This is a genomic window from Citrobacter sp. KTE30, assembly GCF_000398825.1.
Taxonomy (GTDB): domain Bacteria; phylum Pseudomonadota; class Gammaproteobacteria; order Enterobacterales; family Enterobacteriaceae; genus Citrobacter; species Citrobacter freundii.
Window position 1 is genome coordinate 400,930 of record NZ_KB976055.1, and the last position, 22,306, is coordinate 423,235.

21 protein-coding genes and 1 tRNA gene are annotated in these 22,306 nt (G+C 54.2%); 15 read left to right on the forward strand and 7 right to left on the reverse strand.

The genetic code is table 11. From position 1 onward, the window contains the following. Nucleotides 1-8 precede the first annotated feature (8 nt). A tRNA-Leu gene (locus tag WC1_RS20775) sits at nucleotides 9-95 on the reverse strand. A gap of 221 nt (nucleotides 96-316) precedes the next feature. Next, complete coding sequence (gene rsmC, locus WC1_RS20770) at nucleotides 317-1,348, reverse strand: 16S rRNA (guanine(1207)-N(2))-methyltransferase RsmC (RefSeq protein ID WP_003837251.1); 1,032 nt, start codon at nucleotides 1,346-1,348, stop codon at nucleotides 317-319. A 103-nt stretch (nucleotides 1,349-1,451) separates the two neighbouring features. On the opposite strand from rsmC, the gene holD reads away from it, so the two are divergent. The 8 genes from holD to WC1_RS20735 all read left to right on the forward strand — a co-directional run bounded on the left by holD (nucleotide 1,452) and on the right by WC1_RS20735 (nucleotide 7,840). Continuing rightward, nucleotides 1,452-1,865, forward strand: coding sequence for a DNA polymerase III subunit psi (holD, locus tag WC1_RS20765; protein ID WP_003837254.1), 414 nt, complete (start codon nucleotides 1,452-1,454; stop codon nucleotides 1,863-1,865). Further along, nucleotides 1,834-2,280: a ribosomal protein S18-alanine N-acetyltransferase gene (gene rimI / locus WC1_RS20760; protein WP_003019092.1), complete on the forward strand. Its 447-nt coding sequence runs from the start codon at nucleotides 1,834-1,836 to the stop codon at nucleotides 2,278-2,280. The genes holD and rimI overlap by 32 nt, the downstream gene beginning before the upstream one ends. 14 nt (nucleotides 2,281-2,294) lie before the next feature. Then, complete coding sequence (gene yjjG / locus WC1_RS20755; protein ID WP_003019088.1) at nucleotides 2,295-2,975, forward strand: pyrimidine 5'-nucleotidase; 681 nt, start codon at nucleotides 2,295-2,297, stop codon at nucleotides 2,973-2,975. A gap of 92 nt (nucleotides 2,976-3,067) precedes the next feature. Continuing rightward, nucleotides 3,068-4,657, forward strand: coding sequence for a peptide chain release factor 3 (gene prfC / locus WC1_RS20750; protein WP_003019086.1), 1,590 nt, complete (start codon nucleotides 3,068-3,070; stop codon nucleotides 4,655-4,657). 308 nt (nucleotides 4,658-4,965) lie between these two features. Continuing rightward, a complete protein-coding gene (gene osmY, locus WC1_RS20745) occupies nucleotides 4,966-5,583 on the forward strand; it encodes a molecular chaperone OsmY (RefSeq protein ID WP_003837258.1) in 618 nt (205 codons plus the stop codon). Nucleotides 5,584-5,710: 127 nt separating this feature from the next. After that, nucleotides 5,711-5,872 carry a DUF1328 domain-containing protein gene (locus tag WC1_RS23220; RefSeq protein WP_003019081.1) on the forward strand — a complete coding sequence of 54 codons (162 nt, stop codon included), beginning with the start codon at nucleotides 5,711-5,713 and terminating at the stop codon, nucleotides 5,870-5,872. Nucleotides 5,873-5,993: 121 nt separating this feature from the next. Continuing rightward, nucleotides 5,994-7,067: a patatin-like phospholipase family protein gene (locus tag WC1_RS20740; protein WP_016149513.1), complete on the forward strand. Its 1,074-nt coding sequence runs from the start codon at nucleotides 5,994-5,996 to the stop codon at nucleotides 7,065-7,067. Then, the gene (locus tag WC1_RS20735; protein WP_016149514.1) at nucleotides 7,064-7,840 is read left to right on the forward strand and encodes a metal-dependent hydrolase; all 777 of its coding nucleotides are present in this window, start codon (nucleotides 7,064-7,066) and stop codon (nucleotides 7,838-7,840) included. The genes WC1_RS20740 and WC1_RS20735 overlap by 4 nt, the downstream gene beginning before the upstream one ends. A gap of 36 nt (nucleotides 7,841-7,876) precedes the next feature. Here WC1_RS20735 and WC1_RS20730 read toward each other — a convergent pair whose 3' ends face one another. Both WC1_RS20730 and WC1_RS20725 read right to left on the reverse strand, forming a co-directional pair. Then, on the reverse strand, nucleotides 7,877-8,740 hold the full coding sequence (locus WC1_RS20730) for a YjjW family glycine radical enzyme activase (RefSeq protein ID WP_016149515.1): 864 nt from the start codon (nucleotides 8,738-8,740) through the stop codon (nucleotides 7,877-7,879). Beyond that, a complete protein-coding gene (locus tag WC1_RS20725) occupies nucleotides 8,712-10,262 on the reverse strand; it encodes a YjjI family glycine radical enzyme (protein WP_016149516.1) in 1,551 nt (516 codons plus the stop codon). Before WC1_RS20725 ends, WC1_RS20730 begins: the two co-directional genes overlap by 29 nt. 261 nt (nucleotides 10,263-10,523) lie before the next feature. On the opposite strand from WC1_RS20725, the gene deoC reads away from it, so the two are divergent. From deoC to deoD, 4 genes are all read left to right on the forward strand, one after another. Then, nucleotides 10,524-11,303, forward strand: a complete 780-nt coding sequence (deoC, locus tag WC1_RS20720) for a deoxyribose-phosphate aldolase (protein WP_003019042.1) — start codon at nucleotides 10,524-10,526, stop codon at nucleotides 11,301-11,303. Between the two features lie 112 nt (nucleotides 11,304-11,415). After that, a complete protein-coding gene (deoA, locus tag WC1_RS20715) occupies nucleotides 11,416-12,738 on the forward strand; it encodes a thymidine phosphorylase (RefSeq protein WP_003845626.1) in 1,323 nt (440 codons plus the stop codon). 51 nt (nucleotides 12,739-12,789) lie between these two features. Continuing rightward, nucleotides 12,790-14,013, forward strand: coding sequence for a phosphopentomutase (gene deoB / locus WC1_RS20710; protein WP_003019037.1), 1,224 nt, complete (start codon nucleotides 12,790-12,792; stop codon nucleotides 14,011-14,013). A gap of 103 nt (nucleotides 14,014-14,116) precedes the next feature. Further along, complete coding sequence (deoD, locus tag WC1_RS20705; protein ID WP_000224864.1) at nucleotides 14,117-14,836, forward strand: purine-nucleoside phosphorylase; 720 nt, start codon at nucleotides 14,117-14,119, stop codon at nucleotides 14,834-14,836. 150 nt (nucleotides 14,837-14,986) lie between these two features. Here the strand turns inward: deoD and lplA are convergent, their stop codons facing one another. Together lplA and WC1_RS20695 are read right to left on the reverse strand one after the other, a co-directional pair. Beyond that, on the reverse strand, nucleotides 14,987-16,003 hold the full coding sequence (gene lplA, locus WC1_RS20700; protein ID WP_003019035.1) for a lipoate--protein ligase: 1,017 nt from the start codon (nucleotides 16,001-16,003) through the stop codon (nucleotides 14,987-14,989). 36 nt (nucleotides 16,004-16,039) lie between these two features. After that, entirely contained in the window at nucleotides 16,040-16,681 is a 642-nt protein-coding gene (locus WC1_RS20695; RefSeq protein WP_003019032.1) for a YtjB family periplasmic protein, read from the reverse strand. 115 nt (nucleotides 16,682-16,796) lie between these two features. On the opposite strand from WC1_RS20695, the gene serB reads away from it, so the two are divergent. The 3 genes from serB to nadR all read left to right on the forward strand — a co-directional run bounded on the left by serB (nucleotide 16,797) and on the right by nadR (nucleotide 20,477). After that, nucleotides 16,797-17,765, forward strand: coding sequence for a phosphoserine phosphatase (gene serB, locus WC1_RS20690; RefSeq protein ID WP_003019027.1), 969 nt, complete (start codon nucleotides 16,797-16,799; stop codon nucleotides 17,763-17,765). Nucleotides 17,766-17,776: 11 nt separating this feature from the next. Then, on the forward strand, nucleotides 17,777-19,159 hold the full coding sequence (gene radA, locus WC1_RS20685) for a DNA repair protein RadA (protein ID WP_016149517.1): 1,383 nt from the start codon (nucleotides 17,777-17,779) through the stop codon (nucleotides 19,157-19,159). Between the two features lie 88 nt (nucleotides 19,160-19,247). Beyond that, the gene (gene nadR / locus WC1_RS20680) at nucleotides 19,248-20,477 is read left to right on the forward strand and encodes a multifunctional transcriptional regulator/nicotinamide-nucleotide adenylyltransferase/ribosylnicotinamide kinase NadR (RefSeq protein ID WP_003019021.1); all 1,230 of its coding nucleotides are present in this window, start codon (nucleotides 19,248-19,250) and stop codon (nucleotides 20,475-20,477) included. Nucleotides 20,478-20,576: 99 nt separating this feature from the next. Here nadR and ettA read toward each other — a convergent pair whose 3' ends face one another. Next, nucleotides 20,577-22,244: an energy-dependent translational throttle protein EttA gene (gene ettA, locus WC1_RS20675; protein ID WP_003845630.1), complete on the reverse strand. Its 1,668-nt coding sequence runs from the start codon at nucleotides 22,242-22,244 to the stop codon at nucleotides 20,577-20,579. Nucleotides 22,245-22,306 lie beyond the last annotated feature (62 nt).

Sequence of the window (22,306 nt, forward strand, 5' to 3'; positions counted from 1 at the left end):
GTGGATTATGGTGCGAGGGGGGGGACTTGAACCCCCACGTCCGAAAGGACACTAACACCTGAAGCTAGCGCGTCTACCAATTCCGCCACCTTCGCATACCATCGACACTCAAAAAGTATCGTTACCACGGAGGCGAATTCTAGAGATTTTATGCAGGGCGTCAACTGTTAATTATCGAACTTAACGTGATTGCCGAAAAAAAAGGCGTTTCTTCGGCTTTGGCGTTTTATGCAGGCCGGATAAGCGATAGCGCCATCCGGCGTTGCTCGGTGTCACGCCAGATGGCGGCGTAAACGCCTTATCTGGCCTACAGCGGTTAGGCTTTTTTCGCCTGGCGCGTCATGATGGTGCGATAGACCTTGAAGCGCCCGGTCTGCGCGATAACTTCGTGGAAGCCAAACACTTCATCCAGAACCTTCGGATAAGGCAGGAAGGCGTTTGCCACGATACGCAGTTCACCGCCACTGTTCAGATGACGCACGGCGCCGCGAATCAGCGTTTGCGCGGCATCAAGGCTGGTCTGCATTCCGTCGTGGAACGGTGGGTTGGAGATGATCATATCAAATCGGCCCGTTACGTCAGAAAAGACGTTACTGGCGATGACGTCACCTTCAATGCCATTGGCTGCAAGCGTTGCGCGGCTTGCTTCAACGGCGGCGGCGCTAACATCGCACAGGGTTAAGCGCACTTTCGGCGAGTGGCTGGCCAAGGCGACGGAGAGAACGCCTGCGCCACAGCCGACATCCAGCACTTTGCCTTTGGTGTGCGGCGTCAGCGTGGAGAGCAGCAGTTGGCTGCCAACATCCAGGCCGTCACGGCTGAAGACGCCCGGCAGCGTTTTGATGGTCAGATTTTCTGTCTGGTATTCATCCCAGTATTTTTCTGCATCAAAGACCGGCTGTTTTTCCAGACGACCGTGGTACAGGCCACAGCGACGTGCGCTGTCGACTTTGTTTAACGGTGCGTATTCGGCCAGCATCTGCTCTGCGCTACGTACGCCGCTGCGATTCTCACCGACAACAAAAATATCGGTGCCAACCGGTAACAGCGACAGAATGTTCATCAACTGGAACTGGGCTTCCGGCTTATTCTTCGGCCAGTAGTAGATCAGCGTATCGCTATCGGCAACGTCATCGGCCTGCGCGATGAGGCTGAAGCGAACGTTGTCGCCCATCTGGCGGTTAAGCACCTGCCAGTGGTGAAGTTGCTGAGTGTGCGCTCGGCTGGCGGCGCTTTCAAAATGGGCAGGCAGGTCATCCTGCAAATCACCGGCAAACAGAATACGGCTTTGTTCGAAATCATCACTGTGGCGCAGCAAGACTTCACTTGCCGGGGTAAAAGCAGACATGGAATGCTCCTTAAATTGTACAGCGGGGGATTATAGTTGTTTGATGGCACGGATTCGACAAATTTGCTATATTTGCGCCCCTGATAGACAGGAGTGTTTCGCTATGACATCCCGACGAGACTGGCAGTTACAGCAACTGGGCATTACGCAGTGGTCGTTGCGTCGTCCTGGCGCACTGCAGGGCGAGATCGCGATTTCCATTCCTGCGCATGTCCGTTTGGTGATGGTTGCTGCACAGTTACCCGCGCTAACCGAACCATTGATGAGCGATATTTTACGCGCATTAACCGTCAGCCCGGATCAGGTTTTACAACTGACGCCTGACCGTGTCGCCATGCTGCCGCAAGGCAGTCGCTGTAATAGCTGGCGGCTAGGAACCGAAGAGCCGCTGCTGCTGGAGGGCGCTCAGGTCGAGAGTCCTGCGTTTAATGAATTACGGGAAAACCCAGCGGCACGCGCCGCGTTATGGCAACAAATCTGCGCATATGAACACGATTTCTTCCCTCGAACCGACTGATTTACCCGCAGCATTTCATATTGAAAAACGCGCCCACGCTTTTCCGTGGAGTGAAAAAACATTTGCCAGCAACCAGGGCGATCGCTACCTCAATTTTCAGTTGAGGGTTGATGACGTGATGGCGGCTTTTGCGATTACGCAGGTCGTGCTGGATGAAGCTACGCTGTTCAATATTGCCGTCGATCCTGACTTTCAGCGCCGTGGGCTGGGGCGTGAGCTGTTGGAGCATTTGATCGATGAGCTGGAAAAGCGTGGCATTTTGACGCTGTGGCTTGAAGTGCGCGCCTCGAATGCGGCCGCTATCGCGCTGTACGAAAGCTTAGGCTTTAACGAGGCGACAATCCGTCGCAATTACTATCCAACGGCCGATGGTCACGAAGACGCCATCATCATGGCGTTGCCAATCAGCATGTAAGACAAGGTGTAATGATGAAGAAGTGGGACTGGATTTTCTTTGATGCCGACGAAACGCTGTTTACATTTGACTCGTTTACCGGCTTACAGCGGATGTTTCTCGACTATAGCATTACCTTTACCGCTGAAGATTTTCAGGACTACCAGGCCGTGAATAAACCGCTGTGGGTGGATTACCAAAACGGCGCGATTACCTCATTACAACTGCAGCATGCCCGTTTTCAGAGCTGGGCCGAACGCCTGAAGGTTGAACCGGGCCAGCTTAATGATGCATTCATCAATGCGATGGCGGAGATCTGCTCGCCGTTGCCGGGGGCGGTTTCTCTGCTCAATGCGATTCGTGATAAAGCGAAAATCGGCATCATTACTAACGGCTTTACCGCGTTGCAGCAAATCCGCCTTGAGCGGACGGGGCTGCGCGATTATTTCGACCTGCTGGTGATTTCTGAGCAGGTTGGGGTGGCAAAACCTGATTCCCGTATTTTTGACCATGCGCTGGAGCAGGCGGGCAATCCTGACCGTTCTCGCGTGCTAATGGTGGGTGACACCGCAGAGTCCGATATTCTTGGCGGCATTAACGCCGGGCTATCCACCTGCTGGCTAAATACGCACCACCGCGAGCAGCCAGCGGGCATTCAGCCGACCTGGACCGTAGCGTCATTAAGCGAACTGGAGCAGCTCCTGTGTAAACACTGATTGCCTCCCCCCCGTTGATGGGTAAAATAGCCGCAATTTTTCGTATTCAACTTGCCCGGCCCGTTGCCGTGCTTACCTAAGAAGATTTGACTATGACGTTGTCTCCTTATTTGCAAGAGGTGGCCAAACGCCGCACTTTTGCCATTATTTCTCACCCGGATGCCGGTAAAACGACAATTACTGAAAAGGTACTGTTATTCGGACAGGCCATTCAGACCGCCGGTACGGTAAAAGGCCGTGGCTCCAGCCAGCATGCAAAATCTGACTGGATGGAAATGGAAAAGCAACGTGGTATCTCCATTACCACCTCTGTGATGCAGTTTCCGTATCATGACTGCCTGGTGAACCTGCTGGACACCCCGGGGCACGAAGACTTCTCCGAAGATACCTATCGTACTCTGACGGCGGTGGACTGTTGCCTGATGGTTATCGATGCTGCAAAAGGCGTTGAAGATCGTACCCGTAAGCTGATGGAAGTTACCCGTCTGCGCGATACGCCGATCCTGACCTTTATGAACAAACTCGACCGTGACATCCGCGATCCGATGGAGTTGCTGGATGAAGTTGAGAACGAACTGAAAATCGGCTGTGCGCCGATCACCTGGCCGATTGGCTGCGGTAAGTTGTTCAAAGGTGTCTATCACCTTTATAAAGATGAAACTTACCTGTATCAGACCGGTAAAGGCCACACCATTCAGGAAGTGCGTGTTGTTAAAGGTCTTAACAACCCGGAACTTGATACTGCCGTGGGTGAAGACCTGGCGCAGCAGCTGCGCGACGAGCTGGAGCTGGTGCAGGGCGCGTCCAACGAGTTCGACCATGAGTTGTTCCTTGCGGGCGAAATCACCCCGGTCTTCTTCGGTACCGCGTTGGGTAACTTCGGCGTTGACCATATGCTGGATGGCTTAGTGGAGTGGGCGCCTGCGCCGATGCCGCGTAAAACCGACACCCGCGTCGTCGAAGCCTCAGAAGAGAAGTTCACCGGTTTCGTGTTTAAAATTCAGGCCAACATGGACCCGAAACACCGTGACCGTGTGGCGTTCATGCGTGTGGTATCCGGCAAGTATGAGAAAGGCATGAAAATGCGCCAGGTGCGCATTGGTAAAGACGTGGTGATCTCCGACGCACTCACCTTTATGGCCGGTGACCGTTCTCATGTGGAAGAAGCGTATCCGGGCGATATTCTCGGCCTGCATAACCACGGCACTATCCAGATCGGCGATACCTTTACCCAGGGCGAAATGATGAAGTTCACCGGTATTCCGAACTTCGCGCCGGAGCTGTTCCGTCGTATTCGCCTGAAGGATCCATTGAAGCAGAAACAGCTGCTGAAAGGGCTGGTTCAGCTGTCAGAAGAGGGTGCAGTGCAGGTATTCCGTCCGATCGCCAACAACGATCTGATCGTCGGTGCGGTGGGTGTGCTGCAGTTTGACGTGGTGGTTTCACGTCTGAAGAGTGAGTACAACGTTGAAGCGATTTATGAATCCGTCAACGTGGCGACTGCGCGCTGGGTAGAATGTTCTGACGTGAAGAAATTCGAAGAATTTAAGCGTAAGAACGAAATTCAGCTGGCGCTGGATGGCGGCGATAACCTCACCTATATCGCGCCAACCATGGTTAACCTGAATCTCACCCAGGAACGTTACCCGGACGTTCAGTTCCGTAAAACACGCGAACACTAATCGACCTTCCAGGGCACGGTATCCGCCGTGCCCTGCAACTTTTCCTGTCTTTTAAATCCCTTGCGGAATGTTCTTAAAACCTCGCGTTTTTCTTTTGTTTGCCTGTTTTTTAGTCAACTCGGGCAGCGATCACGAAATCCTGAACTATATTTAACAATGTGATGACATAAATATCGGCGTTAAATGCTTTTTAGGCTGCCTGTTGCAGCTTCTATTGCTGATATTTATTCCACTTACAAAATTAGTTGCTGGTTCAGGCCGTGTAACGGCAGAGCCTGGCTTTTAGCAAAACATACAGGAATACATCGATGACAATGACAGGACTTAAGATTTCTAAAACGCTGCTGGCCGTGATGCTGACCTCCGCTGTTGCAACGGGTTCTGCTTATGCAGAAAACGCCACGACGGATAAAGCGCAATCCGGCGTCGAAAGTGCGGGGCAGAAAGTCGATAGCTCTATGAACAAAGTCGGTAATTTCATGGATGACAGCACCATCACCGCGAAAGTAAAAGCCGCGCTGGTGGACCACGATAGCATTAAGAGCACCGATATTTCCGTCAAGACCGATCAGAAAGTAGTAACGCTAAGCGGCTTTGTTGAAAGCCAGGCGCAGGCTGAAGAAGCGGTGAAAGTGGCGAAAGGCGTTGAGGGTGTGACCTCCGTTAGCGACAAACTGCACGTGCGTGATAGTAAAGAAACCTCCGTTAAAGGCTATGCGGGCGATACGGCAATCACCAGTGAAGTAAAAGCCAAGCTGCTGGCCGATGATATTGTCCCTTCACGCAAGGTGAAAGTTGAGACCACCGATGGCGTTGTGCAACTTTCAGGCTCTGTCGATTCACAAGCTCAAAGCGATCGCGCTGAGAGCATCGCCAAAGCGATTGATGGCGTGAAAAGCGTCAAAAACGATCTCAAAACTCACTAATTAGACTTAATTCGCCCTCCTGACGTTTGTCGGGAGGCGTATTGTGCACCACACTGAAAATATCGCCGATGGGTAGCCTGAGCGCTCATATCAAGCGGTGAAATTAACTATGGTAAAGGAGAAGCATATGTTTCGATGGGGCATCATATTTCTGGTTATCGCGTTAATTGCCGCTGCACTGGGTTTTGGTGGACTGGCGGGTACCGCTGCAGGCGCAGCGAAAATTGTTTTTGTGGTGGGTATCATTCTGTTTCTGGTCAGCCTGTTCACCGGGCGTAAACGACCCTAGTACGTAAACCGTAAAGATAACTTGCTACTGAGCCAGTCCAGCGGACTGGCTTTTACGGTTTTAGCTGCAGGCAATTTGCGTTACTTTGTTGTCCTATTACAAAAACAACAGGAAGGCAGAGGTGGGGCAGAGAATACCCGTCACGCTCGGTAATATCGCGCCGTTATCGTTACGTCCGTTTCAACCAGGCAGTATGGCGCTGGTGTGCGAGGGCGGGGGACAAAGAGGCATCTTCACCGCAGGCGTACTGGATGAATTCATGCGCGCGCAGTTCAATCCCTTTGATCTCTTCTACGGGACGTCCGCTGGTGCGCAAAACCTTTCAGCTTATCTCTGTAACCAGCCCGGTTACGGTCGTAAAGTCATCATGCGTTACACTACCCGACGTGAGTTTTTTGACCCGGTGCGCTTTGTGCGCGGGGGAAACTTAATCGATCTCGACTGGCTGGTGGATTCGACCTCGTCCCAAATGCCGCTGGCGATGGACAACGCTGAGCGCTTGTTTGCCGCGGGGAAAGCGTTTTATATGTGCGCCTGTCGGGGTGATGACTACACGCCGGGCTATTTTTCGCCGAACCGGCAAAACTGGCTCGATCTTATTCGTGCCTCCAGCGCGATTCCCGGGTTCTACCGCACAGGGGTTGTGCTGGACGGCGTGAATTACCTGGATGGGGGCGTCAGCGACGCCATTCCCGTGCAGGAAGCGGCGAAGCAGGGGGCGAAAACGCTGGTGGTTATCCGCACTGTGCCTTCGCAAATGTATTACACCCCGCAGTGGTTCAAGCGTATGGAACGCTGGCTGGGCGAAAGCAGCCTGCAACCACTGTTGAATCTGGTGCAGCACCATGAAGCCACCTATCGCGCGATTCAGAGCTTTATTGAGAAACCGCCGGGCAAGCTGCGTATCTTTGAGATCTACCCTCCCAAACCGCTCCATAGCATGGCGTTGGGAAGCCGTATTCCGGCCTTGCGGGAAGACTACAAAACCGGACGCCTGTGCGGTCGTTACTTCCTCGCTACCGTCGGCAAACTGCTGGGGAAAAACGTGCCGCTGTCTCGTCAGACGCCGAAGATTGTGGTGCCGGGACCGGTGGTGGTTCCTCCCGCGCCGGTGGCCAACGATGCCCACGCGCCGGTGGTGGCCAATGCGCCTCAGGCCAACGATACAACGTTTAATAATGAGGATTTGGCGTGAGTTATCGTTTTATCGATACGCACTGTCACTTTGATTTCCCGCCGTTTACCGGCGATGAACCTGTCAGCATTCAGCGCGCGGCGGAGGTTGGTGTACAGAGCATTATCGTTCCGGCCACCCAGGCGGCGAATTTTTCCCGTGTACTGGCGTTAGCGGAAAATTATCCTCCATTATTTGCCGCGCTTGGTCTACATCCCATTGTTATTGAACAACATAGTGATGACTGCCTGGACCAGTTGCAACAGGTGCTGGATAAGCGCCCACAAAAGCTGGTGGCGGTAGGTGAGATTGGATTGGATCTGTATCGCGACGTTCCGCAATTCGACAAGCAAGAGCGGGTGCTGGAAGCGCAACTTAAGCTGGCGAAGCGGTACGAACTGCCGGTGATCCTGCATTCGCGACGCACGCATGACAAGCTGGCGATGTACCTTAAACGCCATGCTTTGCCACGAACAGGCGTGGTGCATGGGTTTTCCGGGAGCGTGCAGCAGGCCGAACGCTTTGTGCAACTGGGATACAAAATTGGCGTGGGCGGCACCATTACCTATCCGCGCGCCAGTAAAACCCGCGAAGTAATGGCGCAGCTGCCGCTGGAGTCGCTGTTGCTGGAAACCGACGCGCCGGATATGCCGCTCAACGGCTTTCAGGGGCAGCCTAATCGCCCGGAGCAGGTAGCCAGAGTCTTTGACGTCTTATGCGAACTGCGCCCGGAACCTGCGGACGAGATCGCTGACGCGCTGTATCGTAATACCACGGCGTTGTTTGATTTTTGAATTCCGGATGCGGCGCTATTGCATCGCATCCGGCCATCACAGGTACAGCGCCGGGAAAATCAAATTATCCACCCCGCGTTCGCGCAATCTTTGCGCCAGGTGTTCCACATCCTCCGGCGTGGCGCTCGGCCAGTCCTTCGCTTCGCCATACACCCCGTGCGCATGAAAGGCATTCAGCCGTACCGGCACGTCACCTGAACCTCTGATAAACGCCGCCAGCGCATCAATATGCTGTAGATAATCCACCTGGCCAGGGATAACCAGCAGGCGCAGTTCCGCAAGTTTCCCTTGCCCGGACAGAAAGGTAATGCTTTGTTTAATCAGCGTGTTATCGCGACCGGTCAACTGACGATGACATGTGCTGTCCCAGGCTTTTAAATCCAGCATTACGCCGTCGCACACCGGCAGCAGCTTCTGCCAGCCGGTTTCGCTCAGAATGCCATTGCTGTCGACCATACAGGTCAGGTGTTGCAGTTGCGGATCGGTTTTGATCGCACGAAACAGCGCCACAATAAACGGTAGCTGGGTTGTCGCTTCGCCGCCGCTGACCGTAATTCCCTCAATAAACAGTGCTGCCTTGCGAATATGTTGCAGCACCTCATCAACACTCATGGTCTGCGCCATCGGCGTGGCCTGCTGGGGGCACATATGAAGGCAGGTGTCACACTGCTGACACAAATCGGACTGCCACCACACTTTCCCCGCGCTCAGGCTCAGCGCCTCATGCGGGCAATGCAGCACACACTCCCCGCAGTCGTTGCAGCGTCCCATCGTCCACGGATTGTGGCAATTTTTACAGCGCAGATTACATCCCTGCAGAAACAGAGCCAGGCGACTGCCCGGCCCGTCGACGCAGGAGAAAGGGATAATCTTACTTACCGAAGCGCATCTGCTGTTCATGGCTAATCACGCGAGGTTGTCGTTCCAGAATGCGCGTATTACGCGCGGCTTCTTCGCCAAGCCAGGTGGTGTTGGTGCGAGAACCTTCGGCGCGATATTTTTCCAGATCCGACAGACGCACCATGTAACCCGTAACGCGAACCAGATCGTTGCCGCTCACGTTGGCGGTAAACTCACGCATCCCGGCTTTAAATGCGCCGAGGCACAGCTGCACCAGCGCCTGAGGATTGCGCTTGATGGTTTCATCCAGCGTGAGAATGTCGCTGATCCCGGCGTGATAAAACGCGTGATGTGGCGCGACGGTTTGCAGATGAGTGATCGGGTCTGGTTCATCGCCGTAAGGCAGGCGTGCACCCGGTGTGGTGCCGATGTCAGAACTGATCCCCGACTGTGCATGCAGCATCGCGCGCTGCTTCCAGCCATATTTCACCGGGGTGCTTTCGACAAACTCCGCCAATTGGGCGCTGATGCGATAGCCAAGCTGATTGGCGAACTCATCTTTTCCGTAGCGCGCATTTTGTCCCGCCTTATTGCACAGTAGATTCACCGCCTCCGCCAGGCCATACATGCCGAACATAGGCACAAAACGTTCGGGATCAATCAACCTTTCCTGCACGAGGAAGCTATTCTCAAAGAAATGTGATTTTTCATAGAGGAATTCACATCGTGAATCAATGATGGCGATTTGCTGTTGGCAATAGTGCGGTAGAGTGCGCGTAAAGAAGTCATCGACAGAGGCGCTGCGCTCTGCGATGGCTTTCAGATTAAGCCTGACCAGCGTGCTACCACCCCCGGCGAGCGGCAAAGAGTTGTAACAGCTGACGACGCCATACTGACCTTTTGTGAAAATTTTATCATTTTCAGGGCCATTGGAAATATGTGGCTTACTGCACTCGCAGATATTTTTCGCCACGCTGAGCAGCAGATCGTCAGGTGTGATTTGCGGGTCATAAATGAATGTCAGATTAGGTGAAACCTGCTTTAACTCTGCATCTGCGCGTAAAATTGCACGGGTAACTGGAGTATCGGCGGGGCCGATATTGGCATGCATAAACGCGTCTGGCAGGGTTCTGTCGAGATAACGCCAGAAACGTTTTATTCGAATATCGATCTCTTCTTGTGTTAGAATTCTAACATACGGTTGCAGCAGCGCATCGAGCTGGCCGAGATAAACCGGCATCGACGTCACTGACGGAACGTGGTGGTACAGGATGGTGAGTAAGGATAACGCATCATCAAGATCGCTGGCGCCTTCCAGCTCCAGCCACGATGAACCATTGGCCAGAAAACGCGCGTAATCGGGTAAAACGTAGCGCGGTTTGAACGGGGCATGACCTTCGTACATATCGCAGATTACCCTATCATCCAGCGCCTGACGTGCCTGTGCAGGTAGTTGCGGATAAGGCAGCGCGTTTTCAGCTTCCAGCGCCAGAAAGTGGCGTTTCTGCTCAGGGCTGAGCACCGGGCTGGTCACGATTTGTTGGCAACGCTGTTGCAGCGCGAGTTCGCTTGAAGTGGGCATCGTTGATTCCTTTTTGTCCCGAAGGTGTAACGCCATTGTAGAAAGCAACGCCGCCACAACCTTTGATCCGGATGCGCCTGATGCCACCGCATCCCTTTAGAAAAGGTAATTTATTTGAAGTAGATCTCATTAGAGTAATGCAAATCTGTATGTGGTTTTCATTAACTGTGATGTATATCGAAGTGTAATAGCGAGCGGATGTTAGAATACTAACAAACTCGCAAGGTGAAATTTTATACGGCGATGCCGTTGGAGAATGTTATGACCGATTTAACAGCAAGCAGCCTGCGTGCACTGAAACTGATGGACCTGACCACCCTGAATGACGACGACACCAATGAAAAAGTGATCGCGCTGTGTCATCAGGCGAAGACCCCGGTTGGCAACACTGCCGCAATCTGTATCTATCCGCGTTTCATCCCTATTGCGCGTAAGACTCTGAAAGAGCAGGGTACGCCGGACATCCGCATTGCAACCGTCACCAACTTCCCGCACGGCAACGACGACATCGAGATTGCGCTGGCGGAAACCCGCGCGGCGATCGCCTACGGTGCCGATGAAGTTGACGTGGTGTTCCCGTACCGTGCGCTGATCGCCGGTAACGAGCAGATTGGTTTTGATCTGGTTAAAGCTTGCAAAGACGCGTGTGCGGCGGCAAACGTGCTGCTGAAAGTGATCATCGAAACCGGTGAGCTGAAAGAAGAAGCACTGATTCGCAAAGCGTCTGAAATCTCCATCAAAGCCGGTGCTGATTTCATCAAAACGTCTACCGGTAAAGTGCCGGTCAATGCGACGCCGGAAAGCGCACGCATCATGATGGAAGTGATCCGTGACATGGGTGTTTCTAAAACTGTAGGTTTCAAACCGGCTGGCGGCGTGCGTACTGCAGAAGATGCACAGCAGTTCCTGGCGATTGCCGATGAACTGTTTGGCGCTGACTGGGCTGATTCTCGTCACTACCGTTTTGGCGCATCCAGCCTGCTGGCTAGCTTGCTGAAAGCGCTGGGTCACGGCGACGGCAAGAGCGCAAGCAGCTACTAAGCCCGTAGGCCGGATAAGGCGCAGCCGCCATCCGGCATTAAGACGACTGCCGGGTGGCGCGTTGCTTACCCGGCTTACAACGGCCTTCTACTCTTTTCCCCTGGGGGTTACCGTGTTTCTCGCACAAGAAATTATTCGTAAAAAACGTGATGGTCATGCGCTGAGCGATGAAGAAATTCGTTTTTTTATCAATGGCATTCGCGACAATACCATCTCTGAAGGGCAAATCGCCGCCCTGGCGATGACCATTTTTTTCCACGATATGACAATGCCTGAGCGTGTTTCGCTGACCATGGCAATGCGTGATTCAGGAACCGTGCTGGACTGGAAAAGCCTGCAGTTGAACGGCCCGATTGTGGATAAACACTCTACCGGCGGCGTAGGTGACGTAACGTCACTGATGTTAGGCCCGATGGTTGCTGCGTGCGGCGGCTATATTCCGATGATCTCCGGGCGTGGCCTGGGGCATACCGGCGGTACGCTCGATAAACTGGAAGCGATTCCTGGATTTGACATCTTCCCGGACGACGCGCGTTTCCGTGAAATTATTAAAGACGTGGGTGTGGCGATTATTGGGCAAACCAGCTCGCTCGCACCGGCGGATAAACGTTTTTATGCCACCCGCGATATTACCGCGACGGTGGATTCCATCCCGCTGATTACCGGTTCCATTCTGGCGAAAAAACTGGCGGAAGGGCTGGATGCGCTGGTGATGGATGTGAAAGTGGGCAGCGGTGCCTTTATGCCGACCTACGAGCTTTCTGAAGCCCTTGCTGAAGCGATTGTCGGCGTGGCAAACGGTGCGGGTGTACGTACCACCGCGCTGTTAACTGATATGAACCAGGTGTTGGCCTCCAGCGCAGGTAACGCGGTCGAAGTCCGCGAAGCGGTGCAGTTCCTGACCGGTGAATACCGCAATCCACGTCTGTTAGACGTCACCATGGCGCTGTGCGTGGAAATGCTGATCTCCGGCAACCTGGCGAAAGATGACGCCGAAGCCCGTGCGAAATTGCAGACGGTGCTGGATAACGGCAAAGCAGCAGAGATTTTTGGTCGCATGGTGGCGGCGCAAAAAGGCCCGACCGATTTCGTAGAAAATTATGCGAAGTACCTGCCGACGGCAATGCTCAGCAAAGCGGTATATGCTGATACCGAAGGCTTTGTCAGCGCGATGGATACCCGTGCGCTGGGAATGGCGGTTGTTTCCATGGGGGGCGGTCGTCGTCAGGCATCGGACACCATTGATTACAGCGTTGGCTTTAGCGATATGGCGCGTCTGGGCGACAGCGTAGACGGACAGCGCCCACTGGCGGTGATCCACGCCAAAGACGAAGCCAGCTGGCAGGAAGCGGCGAAAGCGGTCAAAGCGGCAATTAGCCTTGACGATAAAGCGCCAGAAATTACACCGACAGTCTATCGTCGTATTACCGAATAACTGTATACTGATCTGATCGCTTTTTTGCGGCGCAGATGTATGGAGAACAAGATGAAACGTGCATTTATTATGGTGCTGGACTCCTTTGGTATTGGTGCGACTGAAGATGCGGATCGCTTTGGCGACGTAGGTTCAGACACTATGGGACACATTGCAGAAGCCTGTGCGAAAGGTGAAGCTGACAATGGTCGCAAAGGACCACTGAATCTGCCTAACCTGACCCGTCTGGGCCTGGTGAAAGCTCACGAAGGTTCTACTGGTAAAATTGCTGCTGGCATGGACGGCAACGCGGAAGTGATTGGTGCCTACGCATGGGCGCATGAACTTTCTTCCGGGAAAGACACGCCGTCTGGCCACTGGGAAATCGCGGGTGTTCCGGTTCTGTTTGACTGGGGATATTTCTCCGATCATGAAAACAGCTTCCCGCAAGAACTGCTGGATAAACTGGTAAAACGTGCCAACCTGCCGGGCTACCTCGGCAACTGCCACTCTTCCGGTACCGTGATCCTGGATCAACTGGGTGAAGAGCATATGAAAACCGGCAAGCCGATTTTCTATACCTCCGCTGACTCCGTGTTCCAGATTGCCTGCCACGAAGAGACTTTTGGCCTGGATAAGCTCTATGAGCTGTGCGAAATCGCCCGTGAAGAGCTGACCGAAGGTGGTTACAACATCGGTCGTGTTATCGCCCGTCCGTTTATCGGTGATAAAGCCGGTAACTTCCAGCGTACCGGTAACCGCCACGACCTGGCCGTTGAGCCGCCAGCACCGACCGTGCTGCAGAAACTGGTCGACGAAAAAGATGGTCACGTGGTTTCCGTCGGTAAAATCGCGGATATCTACGCTAACTGCGGTATCACCAAAAAAGTGAAAGCCACCGGTCTGGACGCGCTGTTTGACGCCACCATCAAAGAGATGAAAGAAGCCGGTGATAAGACCATCGTCTTCACCAACTTCGTTGATTTCGACTCTTCCTGGGGACATCGTCGCGATATCGCCGGTTATGCTGCGGGCCTGGAACTGTTCGACCGCCGTCTGCCTGAGCTGATGGAGCTGGTGGGTGAAGATGACATTCTGATCCTGACCGCTGACCACGGCTGCGACCCAAGCTGGACCGGCACTGACCATACCCGTGAACACATTCCGGTACTGGTTTACGGCCCGAAAGTGAAACCTGGTTCTTTAGGTCACCGTGAAACCTTCGCGGATATCGGTCAGACGCTGGCGAGCTACTTTGGTACGTCGCCGATGGACTACGGTAAAAATATGCTCTGATGCAATTGCCCGGTGGCGCTTCGCTTACCGGGCCTACGGTTTTGTAGGCCGGGTAAGGCGCAGCCGCCACTCGGCAAAAACAACAATATAAAAGGAACTGAAGATGGCAACTCCACATATTAATGCAGAAATGGGTGATTTCGCTGACGTCGTATTGATGCCGGGCGACCCGCTGCGTGCAAAGCATATTGCTGAAACTTTCCTCGAAGATGTTCGTGAAGTGAACAACGTTCGCGGCATGTTAGGCTTCACCGGTACTTACAAAGGCCGTAAGATTTCCGTAATGGGCCACGGTATGGGTATCCCGTCCTGCTCCATCTACACCAAAGAGCTGATCACCGACTTCGGCGTGAAGAAAATCATTCGCGTAGGCTCCTGCGGCGCTGTGCGTATGGACGTTAAACTGCGTGACGTGGTTATCGGTATGGGCGCTTGCACCGACTCCAAAGTTAACCGTATCCGTTTTAAAGATCATGACTTTGCAGCTATCGCTGACTTCGACATGGTGCGTAACGCAGTTGATGCGGCAAAAGCGCTGGGTGTAGACGCTCGTGTGGGCAACCTGTTCTCCGCTGACCTGTTCTACTCTCCGGACGGTGAAATGTTCGACGTGATGGAAAAATACGGCGTTCTGGGCGTGGAAATGGAAGCGGCGGGTATCTACGGCGTGGCGGCGGAATTCGGTGCGAAAGCGCTGACCATCTGCACCGTATCCGACCATATCCGTACCCACGAGCAGACCACTGCCGCTGAGCGTCAGACGACCTTCAACGACATGATCAAAATCGCGCTGGAATCCGTTCTGCTGGGCGATAAAGAGTAAGTTTTGTTGTGGCCCGGAGGCGCTGCGCTTACCGGGCCTACGGGAATGCCGCTATTAATGCCTGATGGCGCTTCGCTTATCAGGCCTACGGGAGCGGTCTTGTCGGCCGGATAAGGCGCAGCCGCCATCCGGTAATTCGCCACTAATCGCTTAGCGCACGGCCTTCGCTACCCAAGCAGCCAGCTCACGCAACTCGCTTTCCTGATCTGGATACTCCGCAAGCAGCGCTTCACAAGTCTGCTGTAAAATATCGGCGCGATACTGGCAGCCCTGTAGTCGTTCTGCCAGTACTTCCAGCGGCGCAGGATTGAGGCTATCGGTGTAGACTTGGGTGCGGGTAATCACGCCTTTTTCGACGTCAAAATGAAGCTCTACGCCGCCCCAGGTGAAACGTTCGTCCAGTAAATGTGAAAAAGCAGGCGCCTGACCAAAATTCCACTCCCAACTGCTCTGGCGGGCAAAGGTTTCGGCGAAGTTCGGCAGATCCGGCGCTTTGTCTGGGGAGATGATCTCGGCTTCTACGCGTTCGCCGTAGTGGGCAAAAAAGGCTTCCGTGATGGCCTGACAGACCTGTTGATGAGTGATGCCCGGTAACAGCTCGGTCAAATTCGCTACGCGCGAGCGAACCGAAGTGATGCCTTTGGCGGCAAGTTTCTTTTTATCGGGATTGAGATAGTTTGCCAGGCGGCTGAGATCGGCATTCAACAGCAGCGTGCCGTGGTGGAATCCGCGATCTTTCGTTTCCCGATAAGCAGAGCCGGAAACTTTGCGATCGCCGTCCGGGGTTTTCACCACCAGATCGTTACGCCCGGAGGCATCAGCTTCTACGCCCAGCGAATTCAGCGCATTGAGGACGATCGCGGTGGAGATGGTTTTGTCGTATTCCGGTTTACCAGCCATAAAGGTAAAGCAGGTATTGCCTAAGTCATGGAACACCGCGCCGCCACCGCTGCTGCGCCTGGCGAGCCGCACGTTGTCTTCTTCCATGCGGCGTGTATTACACTCTTTCCACGGGTTTTGCGCCCGGCCAATTACCACCGTATCGGCGTTACGCCACAAGAACAGAACGCGCTGCGTGGCGGGCATCTGGCGAAAAATGCACTCTTCGACCGCAAGGTTAAACCACGGATCGTAAGAGTCTGAGATAAGCAGGCGTAGTGTTGTCATGGTTGATTTCCCTTCTGTTTTACAGTTTTTACAGCTTTACTCTATCTTCTCGTTGTCTTCTTCCTGCACCGGTTTGTTGGCAGTGAGAAGGAAAGGAGATTGCTGCCAGCGGGTACGCTTACCTTGCAATAAGGTACGGGTCAGCACTACACCGATTGCCAGTGACAGTAGCAGCATCAGGCGTAAGATGTTGGTGGTGTTATCCACCTGCTTGGCTTCAGTGGCAAGAGTGTGGGTATCCAGCGTCAGGCGCAGATAGCCCAGCGGACCATTTTTTCCCTGAATGGGTTCGACGATCTGCTGGTTAAAATAGCCCCCGGCTTTTTTGCCGTCGAGCGCCAGACGATCACGAACATTGACGCTCTCACCGGTGCGCGTAATCAGGTCTCCCTGTTCGTCGTACACGCCTGCGTCCAGAATACGGCTACTCTCCGTCAACTGTGTGAGCACAGCCTTAATACGCTTTTCATCCGGCGTTTCGGTACGCATCAGCGGGGCGACGTTCAGCGCGACCTGACGGGCCAGCGTGCGGGCCAGCTCTTCGAGCTGCGGATTACGCTGCTGCTGGTGGCTTTGACTAAACCAGGAAGCCCCCTGCATCAGCGCGACGAGCAGCGCAAGGCAGGACAATACAATCACTGCACGATGAAGTCGGAATTTCAGTTTTGTGCGAGCCATATTCCACCTGCTGAAAATTTGAGACTTAATGTTGCCAGAAGCGCTGGTTACAGGGTAGCCTCATGCGTTATTTTCCCCTGATGATTCCGACCCGAACGATTTTACAGGAGCTTTAATGCCTAACATTACCTGGTGCGATCTACCTGAAGATGTCTCTCTGTGGCCAGGTCTGCCCCTCTCTTTAAGCGGTGATGAAGTGATGCCGCTGGATTACCACGCGGGCCGCAGTGGCTGGCTGCTGTACGGTCGTGGGCTGGATAAACAACGGTTAACGCAATACCAGAGTAAACTGGGCGCGGCGATGGTGATCGTGGCGGCGTGGTGCGTTGAGGATTATCAGGTAATTCGTCTGGCGGGCTCGTTAACGCCGCGTGCGGCAAAACTGGCGCATGACGCCAAACTGGATGTTGCGCCGCTGGGTAAAATTCCGCATCTGCGCACGCCGGGTTTACTGGTGATGGACATGGATTCAACGGCTATCCAGATCGAATGCATTGATGAAATTGCTAAACTGGCCGGAACCGGCGAGATGGTTGCCGAAGTCACCGAACGCGCAATGCGCGGCGAGCTGGACTTTACCGCCAGCCTGCGCAGCCGCGTGGCGACGCTGAAGGGCGCTGATGCCAATATTCTGCACCAGGTGCGCGAAACATTGCCGCTAATGCCAGGCCTGACTCAGTTGGTGTTAAAACTGGAAACGCTTGGCTGGAAAGTGGCTATCGCTTCCGGCGGGTTTACTTTCTTTGCCGATTATCTGCGCAACAAGCTGCGCCTGACGGCAGCTGTGGCGAATGAGCTGGAGATCATGGACGGTAAATTTACTGGCAACGTGATCGGCGATATCGTCGATGCTCAGTACAAAGCCAGTACTCTGACCCGCCTGGCGCAAGAATATGAGATCCCGATGGCGCAGACGGTGGCGATCGGCGACGGTGCCAACGATCTGCCGATGATCAAAACGGCCGGGCTGGGGATTGCGTATCATGCGAAACCCAAAGTGAATGAAAAGACGGAGATTACTATCCGTCACGCTGACCTGATGGGCGTGTTCTGCATTCTCTCTGGCAGTATGAATCAGAAATAATGAGGTAAAACGTGGCAAAAGCTCCTAAACGCGCCTTTGTTTGTAATGAATGCGGGGCCGATTACCCGCGCTGGCAGGGGCAATGCAGCGCCTGTCAGGCCTGGAATACCATTACCGAGGTGCGCCTTGCCGCATCGCCAACGGTGGCGCGCAACGAGCGACTCAGCGGCTACGCCGGAAATGCGGGCGTTGCAAAAGTGCAGAAGCTCTCTGACATCAGCCTTGAGGAACTGCCGCGTTTTTCTACCGGATTTAAAGAGTTTGACCGCGTGCTCGGCGGTGGTGTGGTGCCCGGCAGCGCCATACTGATTGGCGGTAACCCTGGCGCGGGCAAATCAACGCTGCTGTTGCAAACGCTGTGCAGGCTCGCCGAGCAGATGAAAACCCTGTACGTCACCGGCGAAGAGTCGCTGCAACAGGTGGCGATGCGCGCGCATCGGCTTGGCCTGCCGACGGCGAACCTGAACATGCTGTCGGAAACCAGTATCGAACAAATTTGCCTGATTGCTGAAGAAGAACAGCCGAAGCTGATGGTGATCGACTCCATTCAGGTGATGCACATGGCGGATATTCAGTCTTCGCCGGGCAGCGTGGCGCAGGTGCGTGAAACCGCTGCTTACCTGACGCGCTTTGCTAAAACGCGCGGCGTGGCGATTGTGATGGTCGGCCACGTCACCAAAGATGGCTCGCTGGCCGGGCCGAAGGTACTGGAGCACTGTATTGACTGCTCGGTGTTGCTCGACGGCGACGCCGATTCCCGCTTCCGTACACTGCGTAGCCATAAAAACCGCTTTGGCGCGGTGAATGAGCTGGGCGTCTTTGCCATGACGGAACAGGGTCTGCGCGAAGTTAGCAACCCTTCTGCTATTTTCTTAAGCCGTGGCGATGAAGTCACTTCCGGTAGTTCGGTGATGGTAGTCTGGGAAGGCACGCGCCCGCTGCTGGTCGAGATTCAGGCGCTGGTCGATCACTCAATGATGGCGAACCCGCGTCGCGTGGCGGTCGGTCTGGAACAGAACCGTCTGGCGATTCTACTGGCGGTGCTGCATCGTCACGGTGGCTTGCAGATGGCGGATCAGGACGTGTTCGTTAACGTAGTCGGCGGCGTAAAAGTCACCGAAACCAGCGCCGACCTGGCGTTGCTGCTGGCAATGGTCTCCAGCTTGCGCGACAGGCCACTGCCACAGGACGTAGTGGTCTTTGGCGAAGTGGGGTTGGCAGGCGAAATCCGTCCGGTACCCAGCGGGCAGGAGCGTATTTCGGAAGCGGCGAAACACGGTTTTCGCCGGGCGATTGTTCCTGCCGCTAACGTACCGAAAAAAGTACCGGAAGGGATGCAGGTCTTTGGCGTTAAGAAGCTTGCGGATGCGTTAAGCGTGTTTGACGACCTATAATCAAATACCCGTACGTACTGAATTTGTAGGCCTGATAAGCGATGCGCCATCAGGCAGTGTTACGCGATTTTTCCAGCAGGAGGCTCTTGTGTCATTTGATTATCTGAAAACCGCCATTAAGAAAAAGGGTTGTACCCTGCAACAGGTGGCAGATGCCAGTGGCATGACCAAGGGATATCTAAGCCAGCTTCTGAATGCCAAAATTAAAAGCCCCAGCGCGCAAAAGCTGGAGGCGTTGCACCGTTTTCTCGGACTGGAGTTTCCGCGCCAGCAGAAAAATATCGGTGTGGTATTTGGTAAGTTTTATCCGCTGCATACCGGCCATATCTACCTTATCCAGCGCGCCTGTAGTCAGGTTGATGAACTGCATATCATCATGGGCTATGACGACACGCGCGATCGCAGTCTGTTTGAAGACAGTGCCATGTCGCAACAGCCTACGGTGCCCGATCGTCTACGCTGGCTGCTGCAAACCTTTAAGTATCAGAAAAATATCCGTATTCATGCCTTCAACGAAGAGGGCATGGAGCCGTATCCACACGGTTGGGACGTGTGGAGCAACGGGATCAAAACGTTTATGCAGGAGAAAGGGATCCAGCCAAACTGGATTTACACCTCTGAAGAATCAGATGCCCCGCAGTATCTCGAACATCTGGGGATCGAAACCGTGCTGGTGGATCCCAAGCGGACGTTTATGAGCATCAGCGGCGGGCAAATCCGTGAAAACCCGTTTCGCTACTGGGAGTATATTCCGACCGAAGTGAAGCCATTTTTCGTGCGCACCGTGGCGATCCTCGGCGGGGAGTCGAGCGGTAAATCGACGCTGGTGAACAAGCTCGCCAACATCTTTAACACCACCAGTGCGTGGGAATATGGGCGTGATTACGTCTTCTCCCATTTGGGCGGCGATGAGATGGCGTTACAGTATTCTGATTACGATAAAATCGCACTGGGACAAGCGCAATACATTGATTTTGCTGTTAAGTACGCCAATAAAGTGGCGTTCATCGACACCGATTTCGTGACCACTCAGGCTTTCTGCAAAAAGTATGAAGGGCGTGAACACCCGTTTGTGCAAGCGCTGATTGACGAGTATCGCTTCGACCTGGTTATCCTGCTGGAAAACAACACCCCGTGGGTAGCGGATGGCTTGCGCAGCCTTGGAAGTTCGGTTGACAGAAAAGCGTTTCAGACGCTGCTGGTCGAGATGTTGCAGGAAAACAATATCAATTTTGTGCACGTTCAGGAGCCTGACTACGACGGCCGCTTCCTGCGCTGCGTGGAGCTGGTGAAAGAGTTGATGGGCGAGCAGAGGTAGGTTTTAATGCCGGATGCGCTGCGCTTATCCGGCCTACAAGTCGCACTAACCTCGTAGGCCGGATGTGGCATGAGGCCGCCATCCGGCACTTAACGCTAATTACTTAGAAATACGCTTGTACTTAATACGCTTCGGCTCCAGCGCATCGGCGCCCAGCGTGCGTTTCTTGTACTCTTCGTATTCGGTAAAGTTACCTTCGAAGAACTCAACCTTACCCTCATCCTGATAATCCAGGATGTGGGTCGCGATACGGTCAAGGAACCAACGGTCGTGCGAGATAACCATCGCGCAACCCGGGAACTCCAGCAGGGCGTTTTCCAGCGCGCGCAGGGTTTCGATATCCAGGTCGTTGGTTGGTTCATCGAGCAGCAGCATGTTGCCGCCAACCTGCAGCAGCTTCGCCAGGTGCAGACGACCACGCTCACCGCCGGACAGCTCGCCGACACGTTTACCCTGATCCACACCTTTGAAGTTGAAGCGGCCCACGTAGGCACGGCTTGGCATTTCGGTGTTGCCGATCTTCATGATATCCAGCCCGCCGGACACTTCTTCCCACACGGTTTTGCTGTTGTCCATGGCGTCACGGAACTGGTCAACGGAGGCCAGTTTGACGGTTTCACCCAGCGTGATGGTACCGCTGTCAGGCTGTTCCTGGCCGGACATCATACGGAACAGGGTTGATTTACCCGCACCGTTCGGACCGATGATGCCGACGATAGCGCCTTTCGGTACCGAGAAGCTCAGATCGTCGATCAGCACGCGATCGCCGTAAGATTTACGCAGATTAGTGACTTCAACGACTTTATCGCCGAGACGTGGTCCAGGTGGGATAAACAGTTCGTTGGTTTCGTTACGTTTCTGGTATTCAGTGTTGTTCAGTTCTTCAAAGCGTGCCAGACGGGCTTTGCCCTTAGACTGACGGCCTTTCGCGCCCTGACGAACCCACTCCAGCTCTTTCTCAATGGATTTACGGCGAGCGGCTTCCTGAGAGGCTTCCTGGGCCAGACGCTGATCTTTCTGCTCCAGCCAGGAAGAGTAGTTACCTTCCCACGGAATACCTTCACCACGGTCCAGCTCCAGGATCCAGCCGGCAACGTTGTCGAGGAAGTAACGGTCGTGGGTAATTGCCACTACGGTACCTTCGAAGTCGTGCAGGAAGCGTTCCAGCCACGCGACGGATTCGGCGTCCAGGTGGTTAGTCGGTTCGTCGAGCAGCAGCATGTCTGGTTTTTCCAGCAGCAGGCGGCACAGCGCGACGCGGCGGCGTTCACCACCGGAAAGATTTTCAATTTTGGCATCCCAGTCCGGCAGACGCAGAGCGTCAGCGGCACGCTCAAGCTGCACGTTCAGGTTATGACCGTCGTGCGCCTGAATGATCTCTTCAAACTTGCCCTGTTGCGCGGCCAGCTTATCGAAGTCAGCGTCCGGTTCGGCGTACTTGGCGTACACTTCATCCAGACCTTTCAGCGCGTTAACCACTTCGGCAACCGCTTCTTCCACGGATTCACGAACGGTATGTTCCGGGTTCAGTTTTGGTTCCTGCGGCAGGTAACCGATTTTAATGCCTGGCTGCGGGCGAGCTTCACCTTCAATTTCGGTATCAATGCCAGCCATGATGCGCAGCAGGGTAGATTTACCCGCGCCGTTCAGACCGAGAACACCGATTTTGGCGCCAGGGAAGAAGCTCAGTGAGATGTTTTTAAGAATATGACGTTTCGGCGGAACGACCTTGCCGACACGATGCATGGTATAAACGAATTGGGCCACGTTGGACTCGCCTCTATGTTTATCCCGTCATACTTCAAGCCGCAGATGCGTTGGCTGTGTCG